The organism is Pseudomonas sp. PICF6 (assembly GCF_009831705.1).
Taxonomy (GTDB): domain Bacteria; phylum Pseudomonadota; class Gammaproteobacteria; order Pseudomonadales; family Pseudomonadaceae; genus Aquipseudomonas; species Aquipseudomonas rhizophila.
Genome location: NZ_WUUD01000016.1, coordinates 209,965 through 224,000, shown reverse-complemented (window position 1 = coordinate 224,000; position 14,036 = coordinate 209,965). Strand labels below are relative to the sequence as shown.

The window sequence follows — 14,036 nt, the reverse complement described above, 5'->3', positions numbered from 1 at the left end:
CTTTACTGGCTGCCCAAGCAGTCATTCAAGGCGTCTACAAATAGCGGGGTCGATTCAGCTGGATGCGTTTTTGATTTCAACCCTTTGCGCTGGGCCATAGATGACTTATTGAACATTTCGTAAAAAAGCGTAACATTGCCGCCCATGATACTCGAACAGCTCAAAGCCCTGGGCAATGACACTCGCATGCAAATGATGGAGTGGCTCAAAGACCCACTCAGTAATTTCCCCCCTCAGGATCATGGCGATCCTGCGATAGGCGTGTGCGTCACCCATTTGCAGCACAAGGCGGGGCTTTCACCTTCTACTGCGTCTGCACATTTAGCTATCTTGCAACGTGCAGGCTTCGTGCTGACCACCCGCATCGGAAAATGGACTTACTACCGGCGCAATGAGCAGGCGATTAATGACTTTGCGGCTAGGCTGATCATCGAATTGTAATTTTTAAACATTCATTTCGTTATTTCGCGTAATGAGAAAACATGAGGGAACCCCTATGAGCAGCAAAACTATCTTCGTTGAACCCGGTGGCGGCTATGAAAAGGTTGTGGTTGGCAGCAGCGAAGTCCGAGCCGCAGCGCGTGGCGAAATCACCGTACGTCTTCATGCAAACTCGCTCAACTACCACGACTTCGCGGTGGTCAGCGGTATGTGGGGCCCTAGCGAAAAACGCATCCCCATGGCCGATGGTGCAGGTGAAGTCATTGCTGTCGGCCCAGATGTCACTGAATTCAAGGTAGGTGACTCGGTCGTCAGCACCTTCTTCCCGGAATGGATCAACGGTACGCCACTGGTTGAAGGCTTTGTCAGCGTGCCAGGTGATGGCATTGACGGCTACGCTCGTGAGCAAGTAACGGCCAACGCCACATCGTTCACCCTCGCGCCTATTGGCTACAGCCATGCTGAAGCGTCGACGCTTACCACCGCTGGCCTGACTGCATGGCGCGCCCTGATGGCCGATGACTCACTCAAGCCGGGCGACACCGTGCTCGTCCAAGGCACTGGTGGCGTTTCAATTTTCGCCCTGCAGTTCGCTAAAATGGCCGGCGCTACCGTTATTGCGACCTCTTCAAGCGACGAAAAACTTGAACGTCTGAAAGCGCTAGGCGCTGATCATGTGATCAATTACCGCAAAGACCTCAACTGGGGCGAAACTGCACGCGCGCTAACGGGTGGCCGTGGTGTTGACCACATCATCGAAGTCGGCGGCCCTGCGACGCTTGAGCAATCGATGAGTGCAATTCGGGTTGCTGGTCACATCTCCGTCATCGGCATATTGAGTGGCGTAAGCGGTGCAATGAATTTTGTACCGGCACTGATCAAGCAAGTGCGTCTGCAGGGTGTATTGGTGGGTAGCCGCAGCCAGCAGCAGGACATGATCCGAGCCATCAATGCTAATGGCATGCGCCCGATTATTGATCGTCATTTCCCTATGAGCGAGATTGTCGAAGCGTTCAAGTATCAGGAAACCAACCAGCATTTCGGCAAAATTTGCCTGGATATCTAAGCACGCATGCATCGGCATGATCCGTATGCCTATCTCAAAGATCTGCTGCCACGGCTGCCGACGCAGCGGACGAGAGAGATTGGCCCCTTGCTGCCTGTCACAACCGGCAGCAAGGGGTCCAGGGTGTGTGAAAACACCGCCGAGCAGTTCAAGACCTGCGGTTTAAAACAGTATGAGTCGATAGTGGACTTTCACGACCGGCAGTCTGCATCGCCCCAAAGTGAGTAAACGCTTTTGCCACCCCTTGCCATGATTTCTGAGGATTTCATCGCAAGGATTGCCCATGAAGCGGTCTATCCATCAGATTAATTCTTGAGCTCGTCTTGGTTGTCGCTGATCCAGAATATGAACCATCAGACAGGCATACAGCGTCACGAGAATGAACAGTCCCATGCGTACGGCAAACGCCGTGTAGACGTCCTTGCCCGCAATACTGTCTTGAACCGACTGGCCCAACAGAATAATCAGGGTGATCAGGCTGTTGAGCCAGAACCCTGGGCTTAACCGTGTAGGGCTTATCCCATATAGCTTGCGCGCCAGCACGAGGCCGAACAGCAGCATCCAAAGGAAGAACATCCATAGGTGTACAAAGAGACTCAGTGCACACCAGAACAACACCGCCAGCAGGCCTCCCAACAAGGTCGAGCCAATCAATTCTCGAGCGGCATTACGCGACGTCGTTGTGGAGCTCTGCTGACCCAGGCTGACCGCTTTCAAGACAATGGGCAGGTAAGTGGCCGGATCAATCAGGGCCACCAGAAACGCTGGTAATACAATCAGCGCTGCCCGTAGCGCAACCCTGTCGACGTCTTCCGCCCGCAAGGCCGGGGCCGCAGGTGGTGACGGAGTATTGGCTGACTCGGGAAACAGCCAATGACTTATCGCCAGCACGATGACAGCGAGGATCAAGCCTTTAACCAATGCACCGATGATCATCATCGCCAAGTCAAAATCGACGAAGCCAGCTGAGGAGATCATGGTCAGGCCGATCACCAGAAACGTGACGATCAGGTTATTGCCGCCACGCAGACCCAATCGAAAAACCAGGAACAGGCTCACGCCGACCAGGAGAACGCCGCTGAACGGGTAGTAGCGCAGGATTGGGATAAGCAATAGGCCGACACCGGTGGTCAACATCGCGACCAGGGCCAGTGTCAGTCCGGCCTTGAGTTGCAACGGACGATTGAGGGTGGAAATCAAAAGTACCGCAAGCACGGGCGCGATAAAGGGAATCGGCAAGGCTACGCCGAAGCTGACCGCAAGGCACAGCGCGGTGCCTGTAGCCAGGCGCAACGCCCGCTGAGTCCTCGGCGTCCGCTTAGTAGACATAAGACAGCCAACTCATCAGCCTCAGAAATATGCGGCCCAGTGGATTCAGCGGGTTGCCTTGAGAGGGGAAAGCCATGACCTCGGCTTGGCCACCGGCACGTATCGCGCGAGTGTCACGCAGCCTGGCCATTGAATCCTCGGAAAATTCGATGATCACCGGAAAACGCTGTGCCGGACGAAGCCAGTCCCGGCTGTTCTGCACAGCTGGCAATGTACCGGGCGCTGTCGTCGGACCCACGCTGACGCCGTAGCCGACACTGCGTACACGCCCGTCGAACACTTCGCCTGGCAATGCATCCAGGACGATCGCCACCGGTGTCTGGGGCTTGACCAGACCGAGGTTGTTTTCGGTCATGTCTGCGCTGATCCACACATCATGGATGGCGATCAGGGTCATGACTGGGCTGCCGATGGCTGCGAACTGCCCCGCGTCGGTGCGTAGATCGGTGATCAAACCTGCCGAACGTGCGCGAATCTGTGTATTAGCCAGGTCGAGTTCAGCTTTCGACAACGCGGTGGCGGCGCTGCGCAGCAAAGCGTTGTTTTCCGCACTGCCACCTTCTTGCTCGCGCGCGCGCTGGACCTCGGCACGGGCGGCGGCGACCTGGCTGAGCGCTTGTTGGTAGTTGGCGCGCGATACTTCGAGCAAGCGTACGGAAATGGTGCCTGGGTCTTCGCGGTACAAACCCTCGAGCCGCTGGTTGTCCTGCCGCGCCTTGAGTTCATTCGCCTGGGCCGCTCGCAAATTGGCTTGTGCCGCGGCTATGCCAGCGGTGCTGGCACCGATCTGTCGACGGGTGGACTCAAGATCTGCATGCGCACGGTCGACGGCAATCTGATATGGCTGAGGATCCACTTCGAACAGCACGTCTCCCGCCTTGACGTCCTGATTGTTACGCACGTTGACGCGGATGACTCGACCAGCCACTTCCGCAGCCACCGGTATCACAAAGGCACCGACTCGAGCCTGTTGCGTATAAGGCGTAAAGCGGTCAGCCAACAAGTACCAGACCAGACTCAGTGTGATCAAGATCAGTACCCACTTGATGCCTTTTGAGCCGGATTCAACTGGCGGTTCTGGCGCCTCGGGGGAAGAGGCATCGGTGGAAGACTGCGCGGCTTCACTCATGTTTGTTGACCTTTTTCGGTTCCGCTGCTGAAGGCTCATCCAGCAAGTTGCCCCAGTCCGTGCGCCCTTCCATTTGCTGGCGGGTGGCCGGGGCGACTTTCGGTTGGACGCTGTACCAACCGCCGCCCAACGCTTTGTATAGGGCAATCACATTGCTGACGGCATTGCTTCGGCTGACCAGGTAATTGTCCTGTTGCTCCAGCAGTGCGCGTTGCGAGTCGAGCACCCGCTGGAAGTCCGAATACCCTTCCCGATACAGGGCGTTGGCCAGCACCAGTGATCGCTTGGCGGCGACTTCGGCCTCACGCAGGATTGCTTCGCGCTCCAGGGACTTGATCAGTCCATTGGCTGCGTCATCTGCCTCGCGTGCCGCTTGGCGCACTTTTTCGCGGTACCCTTCGATCAGTTGCTGCAACCGCGCATCCTGGACGCGCACGTTGTTACTGATCTGGCCGTGGTCGAACAGATTCCAGCGCAGACTCGGGCCACCGATCAGGTCCAGACTCCTGGGGGTGCCATTGAGCGTATCAGTCGTCCAAACGATGCTGCCCAGCAAGGTCAGCGACGGATAGAAATCGGTTTCGGCCACGCCGATCAGGGCCGACTGGGCCGCGACATTGAGTTCAGCGGCACGCACGTCGGGCCTGCGCAGCAGCAGGTTGGCCGGTACATCCTGCAGCACGGTACGGTCCACCAGCGGAATCCATCCTTCATTTTCGACCAGTTGCGGCAGAGCGCCGGGCGGCCGTCCAATCAGTACCGCCAACGAATTACGGGTACGCAGAACCTGATCCTCGAAGTTGGGGATGGTACTCAGGGTGCCCAGGTATTGGGTTCTGGCTTGTTGCAGGTCGAGCTCTGCATTCTGGCCGCTCTTGAACAGCTTCTCGGTTATCTCGAAGTTACGCTTTTGCTGTTTGGCGTTTTCCTTGGCCACGCGCAAACGTGCTTCGGTGGTACGCAGCGAAAAGTAAGTACTGGCTAGTTGGGCGCGCAGCAGAACCAGCCCGTCTTCGAAATTGGCCTGGGCGGCGAAGTAACTGGCATCGGATGATTCAATGGCGCGACTGAAGCGCCCCCAGAAGTCCAGTTCCCAACCAATGTCGAACCCCGCACTGTATTGCCAGAAATGACTGTTTTGCGGACTACTTCCGCCGGATTGCTGACGGTTGAAGTACAGACTGTCGGCGCTGGCCTGCTGCAGTTGTGGGTAACGCCCGCTTTGGGCAATACCCAACTGGGCCCGTGCCTCAATCACCCGCAGACCGGCAACTTTAAGGTCTGAATTGTTGGCATCCGCCTCGGCAATCAGACGATTGAGGATCGGGTCGCCGAAAACTTGCCACCATTGACGAAAGTCCGGGGCCCGGCTGCGTTGGCTGACTTGCTCAAGGGCAGGAGTTGTCCAGTGTCCTGGCCACGCCTCCCTCGGTGACTGAAAGTCTGGCCCCAGGCGCACGCAGCCGCTCAAGCCGAGCACTCCAAACACTAGCAGTTGGCCCGATCGCGTCAGATGCATGCGTTTTTTCCAGTCAAGGAAGATTACAGGAGCATAGACGCCTGATCGCCCGCAGACTGCTAAGCTCTTCAAGCATCGTTACATTTGATAAGACCAGTCAAAAAGGTACGGCAGCCATGAACTCCCCCCATACCGCTAAATGGCGCTTCAAACTGGGTATAGCCATCATTTGTCTGATGCTAGGCTCCTGGCTGATGGTGCCGGTCGCGGCGGCGCTCGATGTGCCTGGATCAAAGATCGCAGCGCTGACTGGGGTCCTGTTTATCAGCAACAAAGTCCTGCTGATTCTCGTCATCGCCGTCATGGGCAAGGCCGGCTTCCAGCAGTTGAAGGGCAGCTTGGTCGGTTACGTGTCCGGGCTTGTGCCTTCCATGAAGGACGAAGTTGGCCCGGTTCGTCATCGAATCGGCATCGTGATGTTCTGCTTGCCGTTGATCTCCTCATTCCTCGAGCCTTACGTCGATGCCTTCTGGCCAGGTCTCAGACCGAACCTCTGGCAGGCCCAATTGCTGGGTGACGTCATGCTGATTGGCAGCTTTTTTGTACTCGGGGGGAATTTCTGGGAGAAGGTGCACGCGTTATTTGTGCGAACGGCACGTGTCTCGGACTCAAGTGCGACCTGAGTCGACGATAGAAACGACAAATGAACATGAATGGGCGCAGGGCTTTCAAGTCAATTACGAATCCGGATTCACCGAAGGGCCGCTGGGGTTGAGTATCGATGCGATAGGCCTGCTGAAGGTAAAGCTTGTCTCTAGCCGGCCCGCCACCGTTGTACCCCTATAAATCAGTGATTGTCGTCCCTGCAATCGTCTCGGCGAAACCGACACCGAACATCCGGCCCGGGGTTTCAAAGCCTGCCCGCCGCTCACCGTCCAGTACCCGCCGCGCCGCCTCCACAGCCGCCAGGGGGGTGTAGGTGTAGCCGTTGACGGTCTCGATCATTGAACGCGCCACCGTGCCGTCAGCTCCTGTGACTTCTGCCACGGCGCGGGCGCGGTTGGCCTCACGTTGTTCAACGCTTGGGCCGTCGGAAAGTTGTGACAGGTCGCCTTCGGGAAAGGCATCACCGGTGATATTCACGAACATGGCGATATTGGGGACTGCGGTGGAATGCCACCCGGTGATCAGATCACCGAAGGACAGCGGTGCGCACAGTGCCGGGCCATCGCCAAAGTCGAAGTGCTGAGGCTGCGCGTCGGGTGTTGCCACCAGTAATCCGTCCACCCGCGCCAAGAGCCCCGCGCCGATGATCTCGCTGACGCTCAAAGCCGATCCCCGTGACATGGAGCCTGCGACCTGCAGCGCCATCTTCAGCGACTGCGGATCCTGTACACGACGGGCGACATGCATGGCCAGGCAGTCTGTCGGCACCACGTCCCAGCCGACGCCGGGCAGCAACATGACACCCGCTTGGACGGCCTGTGCGCCAAGCTGTTCGGCCTGCCGATAGACGTTGATCTCGGCAGTGATATCCAGGTAGTCGACCCCAGCCTTGATGCAGGTCTGCATCAGGGCGGGCGCTGTCTGTGCAAAAGGCCCGGCGAAGTTCAGCAGCACGCTGATGCCTTCCAGGGATTGTGCTGCGTGTATATCCGGGCTGAACACTCGGTACGTGACGTTCAGTTGAGCAGCCAGAGCCTGCAACCTTTCGCCATTGCGTCCGGCGATGACAAATTCCAGCCCCAACGCTTTGGCATGCTCGGCAGCCATGCGCCCGGTGTAGCCCGTCGCGCCGTAGATCATTAATTTTTTCATTGATTGTGCTGCCAGTTCTTGTAGACGAATTCGAGGCTGTAGCCATCCGGGTCAAGGACATTGGCTGCGTAGTAATCGGGGTCGTAATGCAGACGTGCGCCGGGGGCGCCGTTGTCGCGGCCGCCACTGGCCATGGCCTCCGCATACGCCGCGTTGACCTCGGCCTTGCTGCTCGCCACGAAACCGACATGCACGGCTCGCCCCTCGACCACGCCCTCGCGCAACCAGAAGAACATCCGCCCATTGGCGCCGAAGCCCTTGAGATCCGGGTGGCCTGGCGGTCCGTCCTTGCCGTCGTAATCAAGTCGCGCGGTAATGCCCAGCGGGGTCAGTGTCGCGGTGTAGAAACGGATGGAACGCTCAATGTCGCTGACTGAGATAAAAATATGATCAAGCATGCGCTAGCCTCGCTATTCAGATGTTGTAGCCGCCCGCGACTTCGATCGTCTGAGCATTGATCCAGCGTCCTTCTTCGGACAGCAGCATGGCGACCACGCTCATTCGCTGCGCCACTGTCACTGAGTTGAGTCACCACAGTAACCATCGCCTTGGTAGCGAGCGCAGCCGTTCCTGCTCGAATCCTGCCTGTTTCTGCTTTTTGCTTGCGTGGACGCATCCGCCTGGGTTCAGATGGCCCCCATGACCAACCCACTCAATGAACTGCGCGCCCTGGCCGCTCGGGCCGAGAACCGCCGCACGGAAACGGGCATACCGCGCCTGGCCATGGTCCAGGGTGAAATCCCGGCGCATTTGCTGGCCGCCGTTTACGAACCGATGATCAATCTGATTCTGCAAGGCAGTAAGTCAATGACCATCGGCGACCGTACGCTGGACTATGACCCTGCGACCTATTTCGTCATGTCCATCGAATTGCCAGCGGTCGGCCAAGTCCATCCTGCTGCGTCCGGCGAGCCTTACCTGGCGGTCAGCCTGACACTCGACCCGGCGGTCCTGGCAACTTTGCTCGCCGACCTGCCAAAGCCTGTCGGCCAATACGAAAAGGATGCGGGCTTTTCGGTAGCCTCAGTCACGCCCGAGTTGATGGATGCCTGGGTCCGTATGCTGCGGTTGATGAACCGGCCTGAAGACATTGCGGCCCTTGCCCCCGTTTACGAACGAGAGATCCTCTACCGGGTGTTACAAGGCCCTCACGGCTGGATGCTGCGTGATATCGCAGCACCCGATAGCGCCATGGCTCGGGTCAGCCTCGCGATCCAGTACATTCGCCGGGAATTTGCCGAGTCCATTCGCGTGGAAGCGCTGGCACAACGGGCTGCGATGAGCGTTTCGGCCTTTCACCGTCACTTCAAAGCCGTGACCGCGCTGAGCCCTCTGCAGTACCAAAAAAGAGTGCGTTTGCTTCAGGCTCGGACACTCCTGGTTGCCCATGCCAAAAGCGTTACCAGCGCGGCATTGGAGGTCGGTTACGAAAGCGCTACGCAGTTCAGTCGCGATTACGCACGAGTATTCGGACTGCCCCCAGCACGCGATGCGGCAAGAATTCAGGGTGAAATTCTCGGCGAGCAGATCAGATGAAACGGTTTTTCCCCCGGATGCTGTGAGTCAGTCACCGTTGCTGTTCGCGCTGAACGAAACAGGCCACGGGGCAGTCGGAACACCAGGCCCCTCGGCAAAGAAACCTGACTCATGTCCTTACGATCTGCTGTCCTCGCTACGTTGCTCACGTTGGCCGCCAGCACGGCGGCCGCCGCACAAGAACCGCTGCGTCTGGAACGCCTGGACCGCTGCGGTGACCTGCTGCAGAGCCAGCATCAGGACTGGTGCCTGACGGTGCATGGCTTGGATACTCAAACGCCACAACTGAAACTCGGTGAAAAAACGCTACCCGCGCTCATTGTCCAACGCGAAGGGCAAAACCTGCGCGTGCGCCTGGACAGCGCCGCCTATCAGAGCGGCCCTATTTGGCTGGAAGACGGGCAGCGCGTCAGCAATGCAGCCTGGCTGAGCCTGCGCAACAGTCACGTATTGGCCGCCGGGCCGGACGAAGTCGCCAAGAACATGGACGGCTTGAGCACCTACGTCGATCTGGTGAGCCTGTTGATCGAGGAAAATCACGATGGGCGCCAGGAAGCTGAGCGTCTCGCCCAAAAATACGGCGCCAAGGTCGTCGGCAGTATTGCTCCCCTGAACCTGTATCAGCTTCGGCTACCTGCCAAGGATCTGGTGCAGCGCGACGCGCTGGTGCTACGGATGGGCAGCGAGACCAGTGTCGATGCCGTGGTGATCGAGGAGTCGGCGGCAGAAGAGGCCGAGCAAGCCAGCGCTCACCCCGAAGAGCCGAAGAAGCCGGCCCTGGACTCCGATGAATGGGCCGCCAACCGTTTTCTCGACGCGGTGAACTACTACCAGCGGCGCATTCCTGCGCGGCAACCGCCCCCCCCGCCGCAACCGGTGCGCATTGGCCTGATCGAACGTAACGTGGATTTCGACACCGCCGATTTCGCCGACTACCTCGGCGGCTGCTCGATGCCGCGCACCTGCGTCTATGCGCGCGATGCGAGTACGCCAGACAACCACGGCACCACCGTCGCCGGCATTCTCGCCGCGGGCTGGGATGACGGTGGAAACACCGGTTTTCTCCGGGGTCTGGACAGAGCCAGCGGTGGTTTCGAAGTCATTGTCGAGCGCAACTCCGATGCCGGGATCACCGCCAACATCGCCGCCTCGGTCAATCTTGTGGAGGACGGCGTGCGGGTGCTCAACTGGAGCTGGGGCATTCACCGCGTTGGCGCGAAAAACGTCAAAGGCGATGAAGTCGACTCGCTGTTGCGCTCAGGCATCGCCATGAGCGGTTACGAGGAACTGCTGGAAGAGTTTTTCCTGTGGCTGCGCAAGGAGCATCCCGACGTGGTGGTGGTGAACTCCGCCGGCAATGGGTCTTCGTTCTCGGGCACCGATGAATACCGCCTGCCCTCGTCGTTCATCACCGAACAACTGCTGGTGGTCGGCGGGCACCAGCGCAACGAGCGCGCCGGGGTTGCCGTCGATGACCCGGGCTATGCGGTCAAGCGCAGCTCCTCGAATATCGACATGCGCGTGGACATCACCGCCGCCGCTTGCGCCCACGCCTCGACCACCAGCGCCGGCGAAAACGGCGCAGTGCATTGCGGCACATCCTATGCCACGCCCATGGTCGCGGGCTTGCTGGCGGCGATGCTGTCCATCAACCCGCAACTTCAGCCCGAGCAGCTACGCATGCTGCTCCGGCGCAGCGCCATGACCATTGGTGAAAACCACGACTTCGAACGGATGGATGGCGAGGACCTCACCGCGCCCATCCTGCCGTCGGAGCGCAGCTATCAGCTAAACGACAAGGACGTGGGGCGTTCGGCTCGATTGGACATGCAAAAAGCGCTGGACCTGGCGGAGCAGAGCCGCACGCGCGTGCGCTGAACCTGGCACTGGGTGTGGGATTAAAAAGTATTGGCAGCAGCGACATCCATAGTTTGACCCTCCTCGAAGTGAGCGATGCCTCAGGTGCATAACCTGTGAGCCCACATGGAGGAGATGGCGATGAAACCCACCCGTTTTTTTGGAAAGACCGTACTGGCCTGCACATTCATCCTGGCAATGATCGGATGGGGGGTCGGTTTCTATGGGCCGCCGATCTATATGCAGGCCGTGATGGATCGCACCGGCTGGCCGGTGGCCCAGGTGTCGGCGGCCGTTACGCTGCACTTTCTCAGCGGCACCCTGGTCATCGCCAACCTGCCAAGGCTCTACGCGCGCTTCGGTGTACCGGCCATTACCCTGCTGGGCTGCGTGGTGCTGGGGGTCGGGGTGAATATCTGGGCTCAGGCCAGCCAATTATGGGTGCTGTATGCCGGGGCCATCTGCTCGGGCATCGGTTGGGTGACATTAGGCGCCGCCGCCGTTAACACCCTGATCGCGCCCTGGTATATCAAGGAGCGGCCCAAAGCCTTGGGCAAGGCTTACAACGGCGCCAGCATGGGTGGGGTGATTTTCTCGCCGTTGTGGGTGTTGCTGATCGAGCGTTTTGGCTTTGCCACAGCGGCGCTGGTGATCAGCCTCGCAGCCGTGGTGCTGCTCGGCTGCTTCGCCTTTCTGGTGTTCAATAAAAGCCCTCAAAGCCTCGGCCAGCATCCGGACAATGCCGACCAGCCAGAACCGGTCGCGACGGGTACGAGCGCCGCACCCTGGACCGCGGCGCAAACCCTCAAGTCGGCCAGTTTCCGTTCCCTGGCAGCGGGCATGTCCCTGGGGTTGTTCGCCCAGATAGGCTTGATCGCCCACCTGTATTCGATTCTGGCGGGACGCATGGGCGCCCATGACGCCTCATTCGCCATGGGCCTGGCCACCGCCAGCGCCATGGGCGGGCGTTACGTGGCCGCACGCCTGATGACCCAAGGCGTCAACCGCCGTCAACTGGCCTGCCTGGGTTATGGGATTCAGATGCTTGGAACACTGATGCTCCTGGGCCTGGATATCCACCCGGCGGTTGCCTGGGTGGCGGTGGTGTTGATCGGTTCGGGAATCGGCAACGCCACTTCATTGCCGCCGTTGATCGCCCAGACTGAGTTCAGCCGCGAACAGACCGCCAGGGTGATTGCGCTGATGGTCGCAATCAGTCAAGCCACCTATGCCTTCGCTCCGGCGTTCTTCGGCCTGGTCCGTTCAGTCTTTGCCGAACCGAGCCAGGCCATCGTCGCTATCGTGATTGCCGCTGTCGTGGTGCAAGGCCTCGCGATCCTGGCGTTTTACACGGGCGTGGTCACCCGCCCTTTCAAGAAAACCGTGTACTGACTCGCTACCTACGTCAGGATCGGGCCAGCGCTAGCCCCCTGCACGGATGCGCTCGACCAGACGTGCCTGCAGCACTTTGAGCTCCTCGGGGTCGGCCTTGCCCCGCCCATGTATGCCCGCCTCCTCGCCCTCCCAGCGAGGGACGATGTGTACATGAATGTGGTAGACCGTCTGCCCGGCCGGAGCCCCGTTGAACTGCGCGATTTGCACACCATCGGGCTTCAGCTCGTCCACGATGACCCGTGTGAGCCGCTGCACGGCAGACATCATCGCGCCGAGGGCCGCAGGCTCGACATCAAGAATATTCCGGGCCTGGGACGCTTTGGGAATCACCAGGACGTGGCCGCGCGATTGAGGAAAGATATCCAGAAAAGCCAGTACATCGGCGTCTTCGTAAATCTTGTAGCACGGCGCGTCGCCACGAAGGATTAGCGCGAAGATGTTCTGCGGATCGTAATCGCCGTGCAGGCTCATGATCATTCCCTTAAGCGGTTGTCAGGACAGTTGACTGCCAGCAAGCCGGCATCGAACGATCAGAAGGTTTAGCACAATCAACTGGCTGTTTTCCATAAAACGGGCAAAAGCCCCGGTACTTTGCAGTGCCGGGGCCTGACGTTGCGTGGCGTCACGCGCGGTTTTTCAACGTGTCATAGGCTTCAAGCGAACGCAGCGAGTAGATGTACGCGGCGCCTGCATTCAGCGAGATCGCGGTTGCCAGGGCGGCGGCCACTTCCTCGCGGCTCGCCCCAGCCTTGATCGCCGAGTCCGTGTGCGCGGCGATACAGCCATCGCAGCGGGTGGTCACCGCGACGGCAATCGAAATCAGCTCGCGGGTCTTGGCATCGAGTACGTCGTTTTCGCTGGCGGCCTCCCCAAGGGCCATGTAGGCCTTGACCATTTTCGGGTTGCTCTTGCCCAGCGCGCCAAAGGCTTTTTGAATGGTGGGCAACATTTCAGACCAGTTATTGAACATGGCATTAACTCCTGAGTGGGTTGGGTGTACTGTTTCGACGCCCTCAGTTTTTCACTCCGGCGCGGGTCGATTTTGTTCAATCCGCTCAGTTTTTTTGGCGATGCTCTCAAATGAATGCGATCGATCGACTCATCAGCCTGGCCAATGTGCGCGGCAGTCTGGATCTACGCTGTCAGTTCCAGGGTGACTGGGCTCTGGATCATGAACAGCAAGCCCTGGGCAGAGCGCCCTATCACATCGTGTTGGCGGGAGAGTGCCGGGTGGAGTTTCCCGATGGGCAGCGTTTGCCCATGCGCGCAGGTGACATCCTGCTTCTGCCCCGTGGTGCGCGACACCTGATGCACAGCCCTGGGAAAACAGTGGCGCCAACTTCACCGAAACTCGTCACAGGTGGCGCGCTGCCGGTCCATCGTATTGGCAACGCCAGTGCAGAACTGGACATGCTGTGTGGCGACTTTCACTTCAATCGGGCCTCACTGCTGTTTGCCTCCCTGCCCGAATACCTGGTCATCCCCAGCGGCGCGTTGTCGGCCAACGGTCCGCTACCCGCGCTGGTGGAAGTCATTCGTGCGGAAGCCGATGAGGCCAAGGTCGGTGCCCGTTTTCTGCTCGATGCGCTTTCCCAGGCATTGTTCACGCTTATTCTGCGTGCGCATCTGGCAAATCACGGCCAGGACAGCGGCTCGCTGGCGCTGTTGGGCGATAAACGTCTGGGCCGAGCCTGGCAGGCGATGCTCGCAGATCCGGCCTACGAGTGGACGATCCAGGGCCTGGCGGACCTCGCGAACATGTCCCGCGCGAACTTCATGCGAACCTTCGTTCGCGTGGCCGGGGTATCGCCTTGGGTGTTGTTGACGCAAATACGCATGGAGTTGGCGTTCAGTCTGCTCAGCCATTCACATTTGGGCTTGAGCGATATTGCCGTGCAGGTCGGTTACCAATCCCAGGCGGCGTTCAGCAAGAAGTTCAAGGAGATTTATGGGCAAGCACCAGGAAAAGTGCGACGTACGATCTAGCCTGTGGCAAGGGCGCTGGG

Annotated in this window: 14 protein-coding genes and 3 pseudogenes; 9 read left to right on the top strand and 8 right to left on the bottom strand. The window is 59.2% G+C overall.

From position 1 onward, the window contains the following. Positions 1 to 144 precede the first annotated feature (144 nt). The 3 genes and pseudogenes from GSM73_RS08815 to GSM73_RS08805 form a co-directional block, all read left to right on the top strand. Positions 145 to 441, top strand: coding sequence for a helix-turn-helix transcriptional regulator (locus GSM73_RS08815; protein ID WP_047225704.1), 297 nt, complete (start codon positions 145 to 147; stop codon positions 439 to 441). Positions 442 to 496: 55 nt separating this feature from the next. Continuing rightward, positions 497 to 1,507, top strand: a complete 1,011-nt coding sequence (locus GSM73_RS08810; protein ID WP_047225703.1) for an NAD(P)-dependent alcohol dehydrogenase — start codon at positions 497 to 499, stop codon at positions 1,505 to 1,507. Then, a pseudogene (locus GSM73_RS08805) lies at positions 1,508 to 1,603 on the top strand (transposase domain-containing protein); the annotation flags it as partial. A 204-nt stretch (positions 1,604 to 1,807) separates the two neighbouring features. Here GSM73_RS08805 and GSM73_RS08800 read toward each other — a convergent pair. The 3 genes from GSM73_RS08800 to GSM73_RS08790 are packed head-to-tail and all read right to left on the bottom strand — an operon-like array spanning position 1,808 to position 5,484. Then, positions 1,808 to 2,836: a DUF2955 domain-containing protein gene (locus GSM73_RS08800; RefSeq protein WP_160892218.1), complete on the bottom strand. Its 1,029-nt coding sequence runs from the start codon at positions 2,834 to 2,836 to the stop codon at positions 1,808 to 1,810. Continuing rightward, positions 2,826 to 3,965, bottom strand: a complete 1,140-nt coding sequence (locus tag GSM73_RS08795) for an HlyD family secretion protein (protein ID WP_160892216.1) — start codon at positions 3,963 to 3,965, stop codon at positions 2,826 to 2,828. The genes GSM73_RS08800 and GSM73_RS08795 overlap by 11 nt, the downstream gene beginning before the upstream one ends. Then, positions 3,958 to 5,484 carry a TolC family protein gene (locus GSM73_RS08790; RefSeq protein ID WP_160892214.1) on the bottom strand — a complete coding sequence of 509 codons (1,527 nt, stop codon included), beginning with the start codon at positions 5,482 to 5,484 and terminating at the stop codon, positions 3,958 to 3,960. Before GSM73_RS08790 ends, GSM73_RS08795 begins: the two co-directional genes overlap by 8 nt. A 116-nt stretch (positions 5,485 to 5,600) precedes the next feature. On the opposite strand from GSM73_RS08790, the gene GSM73_RS08785 reads away from it, so the two are divergent. Together GSM73_RS08785 and GSM73_RS27115 are read left to right on the top strand one after the other, a co-directional pair. After that, positions 5,601 to 6,107 carry a transporter suffix domain-containing protein gene (locus tag GSM73_RS08785; protein ID WP_076384367.1) on the top strand — a complete coding sequence of 169 codons (507 nt, stop codon included), beginning with the start codon at positions 5,601 to 5,603 and terminating at the stop codon, positions 6,105 to 6,107. A 22-nt stretch (positions 6,108 to 6,129) separates the two neighbouring features. Next, positions 6,130 to 6,243: pseudogene (locus GSM73_RS27115) on the top strand (OprD family outer membrane porin); the annotation flags it as partial. 21 nt (positions 6,244 to 6,264) lie between these two features. Here GSM73_RS27115 and GSM73_RS08775 read toward each other — a convergent pair. From GSM73_RS08775 to GSM73_RS27110, 3 genes and pseudogenes are all read right to left on the bottom strand, one after another. Continuing rightward, positions 6,265 to 7,242, bottom strand: coding sequence for a trans-acting enoyl reductase family protein (locus tag GSM73_RS08775; protein ID WP_160892210.1), 978 nt, complete (start codon positions 7,240 to 7,242; stop codon positions 6,265 to 6,267). Continuing rightward, on the bottom strand, positions 7,239 to 7,640 hold the full coding sequence (locus GSM73_RS08770) for a VOC family protein (RefSeq protein WP_160892208.1): 402 nt from the start codon (positions 7,638 to 7,640) through the stop codon (positions 7,239 to 7,241). The genes GSM73_RS08775 and GSM73_RS08770 overlap by 4 nt, the downstream gene beginning before the upstream one ends. Before the next feature lie 16 nt (positions 7,641 to 7,656). Beyond that, positions 7,657 to 7,737 (bottom strand): annotated as a pseudogene (locus GSM73_RS27110) (3-oxoacyl-ACP reductase); the annotation flags it as partial. A 144-nt stretch (positions 7,738 to 7,881) separates the two neighbouring features. Here GSM73_RS27110 and GSM73_RS08760 point away from each other — a divergent pair. From GSM73_RS08760 to GSM73_RS08750, 3 genes are all read left to right on the top strand, one after another. Beyond that, positions 7,882 to 8,778 carry an AraC family transcriptional regulator gene (locus GSM73_RS08760; protein ID WP_173406892.1) on the top strand — a complete coding sequence of 299 codons (897 nt, stop codon included), beginning with the start codon at positions 7,882 to 7,884 and terminating at the stop codon, positions 8,776 to 8,778. Between the two features lie 111 nt (positions 8,779 to 8,889). Continuing rightward, on the top strand, positions 8,890 to 10,656 hold the full coding sequence (locus tag GSM73_RS08755; RefSeq protein ID WP_160892206.1) for a S8/S53 family peptidase: 1,767 nt from the start codon (positions 8,890 to 8,892) through the stop codon (positions 10,654 to 10,656). 120 nt (positions 10,657 to 10,776) lie between these two features. Beyond that, positions 10,777 to 12,027 carry an MFS transporter gene (locus tag GSM73_RS08750; protein WP_160892204.1) on the top strand — a complete coding sequence of 417 codons (1,251 nt, stop codon included), beginning with the start codon at positions 10,777 to 10,779 and terminating at the stop codon, positions 12,025 to 12,027. A gap of 30 nt (positions 12,028 to 12,057) precedes the next feature. Here the strand turns inward: GSM73_RS08750 and GSM73_RS08745 are convergent, their stop codons facing one another. After that, entirely contained in the window at positions 12,058 to 12,501 is a 444-nt protein-coding gene (locus GSM73_RS08745; RefSeq protein ID WP_076384354.1) for an HIT family protein, read from the bottom strand. A gap of 151 nt (positions 12,502 to 12,652) precedes the next feature. Continuing rightward, a complete protein-coding gene (locus GSM73_RS08740; RefSeq protein ID WP_047225688.1) occupies positions 12,653 to 13,000 on the bottom strand; it encodes a carboxymuconolactone decarboxylase family protein in 348 nt (115 codons plus the stop codon). Positions 13,001 to 13,110: 110 nt separating this feature from the next. Between GSM73_RS08740 and GSM73_RS08735 the strand changes: the two genes are divergently transcribed. Next, entirely contained in the window at positions 13,111 to 14,016 is a 906-nt protein-coding gene (locus GSM73_RS08735) for an AraC family transcriptional regulator (protein ID WP_107322322.1), read from the top strand. Positions 14,017 to 14,036 lie beyond the last annotated feature (20 nt).

Excerpts from the sequence above, each read along its gene's own strand:
- GSM73_RS08815 (WP_047225704.1), top strand. The coding sequence starts at position 145 with ATGATACTCGAACAGCTCAAAGCCCTGGGCAATGACACTCGCATGCAA.
- GSM73_RS08810 (WP_047225703.1), top strand. The coding sequence starts at position 497 with ATGAGCAGCAAAACTATCTTCGTTGAACCCGGTGGCGGCTATGAAAAG.
- GSM73_RS08800 (WP_160892218.1), bottom strand. The coding sequence starts at position 2,836 with ATGTCTACTAAGCGGACGCCGAGGACTCAGCGGGCGTTGCGCCTGGCT.
- GSM73_RS08795 (WP_160892216.1), bottom strand. The coding sequence starts at position 3,965 with ATGAGTGAAGCCGCGCAGTCTTCCACCGATGCCTCTTCCCCCGAGGCG.
- GSM73_RS08790 (WP_160892214.1), bottom strand. The coding sequence starts at position 5,484 with ATGCATCTGACGCGATCGGGCCAACTGCTAGTGTTTGGAGTGCTCGGC.
- GSM73_RS08785 (WP_076384367.1), top strand. The coding sequence starts at position 5,601 with ATGAACTCCCCCCATACCGCTAAATGGCGCTTCAAACTGGGTATAGCC.
- GSM73_RS08775 (WP_160892210.1), bottom strand. The coding sequence starts at position 7,242 with ATGAAAAAATTAATGATCTACGGCGCGACGGGCTACACCGGGCGCATG.
- GSM73_RS08770 (WP_160892208.1), bottom strand. The coding sequence starts at position 7,640 with ATGCTTGATCATATTTTTATCTCAGTCAGCGACATTGAGCGTTCCATC.
- GSM73_RS08760 (WP_173406892.1), top strand. The coding sequence starts at position 7,882 with ATGACCAACCCACTCAATGAACTGCGCGCCCTGGCCGCTCGGGCCGAG.
- GSM73_RS08755 (WP_160892206.1), top strand. The coding sequence starts at position 8,890 with ATGTCCTTACGATCTGCTGTCCTCGCTACGTTGCTCACGTTGGCCGCC.
- GSM73_RS08750 (WP_160892204.1), top strand. The coding sequence starts at position 10,777 with ATGAAACCCACCCGTTTTTTTGGAAAGACCGTACTGGCCTGCACATTC.
- GSM73_RS08745 (WP_076384354.1), bottom strand. The coding sequence starts at position 12,501 with ATGAGCCTGCACGGCGATTACGATCCGCAGAACATCTTCGCGCTAATC.
- GSM73_RS08740 (WP_047225688.1), bottom strand. The coding sequence starts at position 13,000 with ATGTTCAATAACTGGTCTGAAATGTTGCCCACCATTCAAAAAGCCTTT.
- GSM73_RS08735 (WP_107322322.1), top strand. The coding sequence starts at position 13,111 with ATGAATGCGATCGATCGACTCATCAGCCTGGCCAATGTGCGCGGCAGT.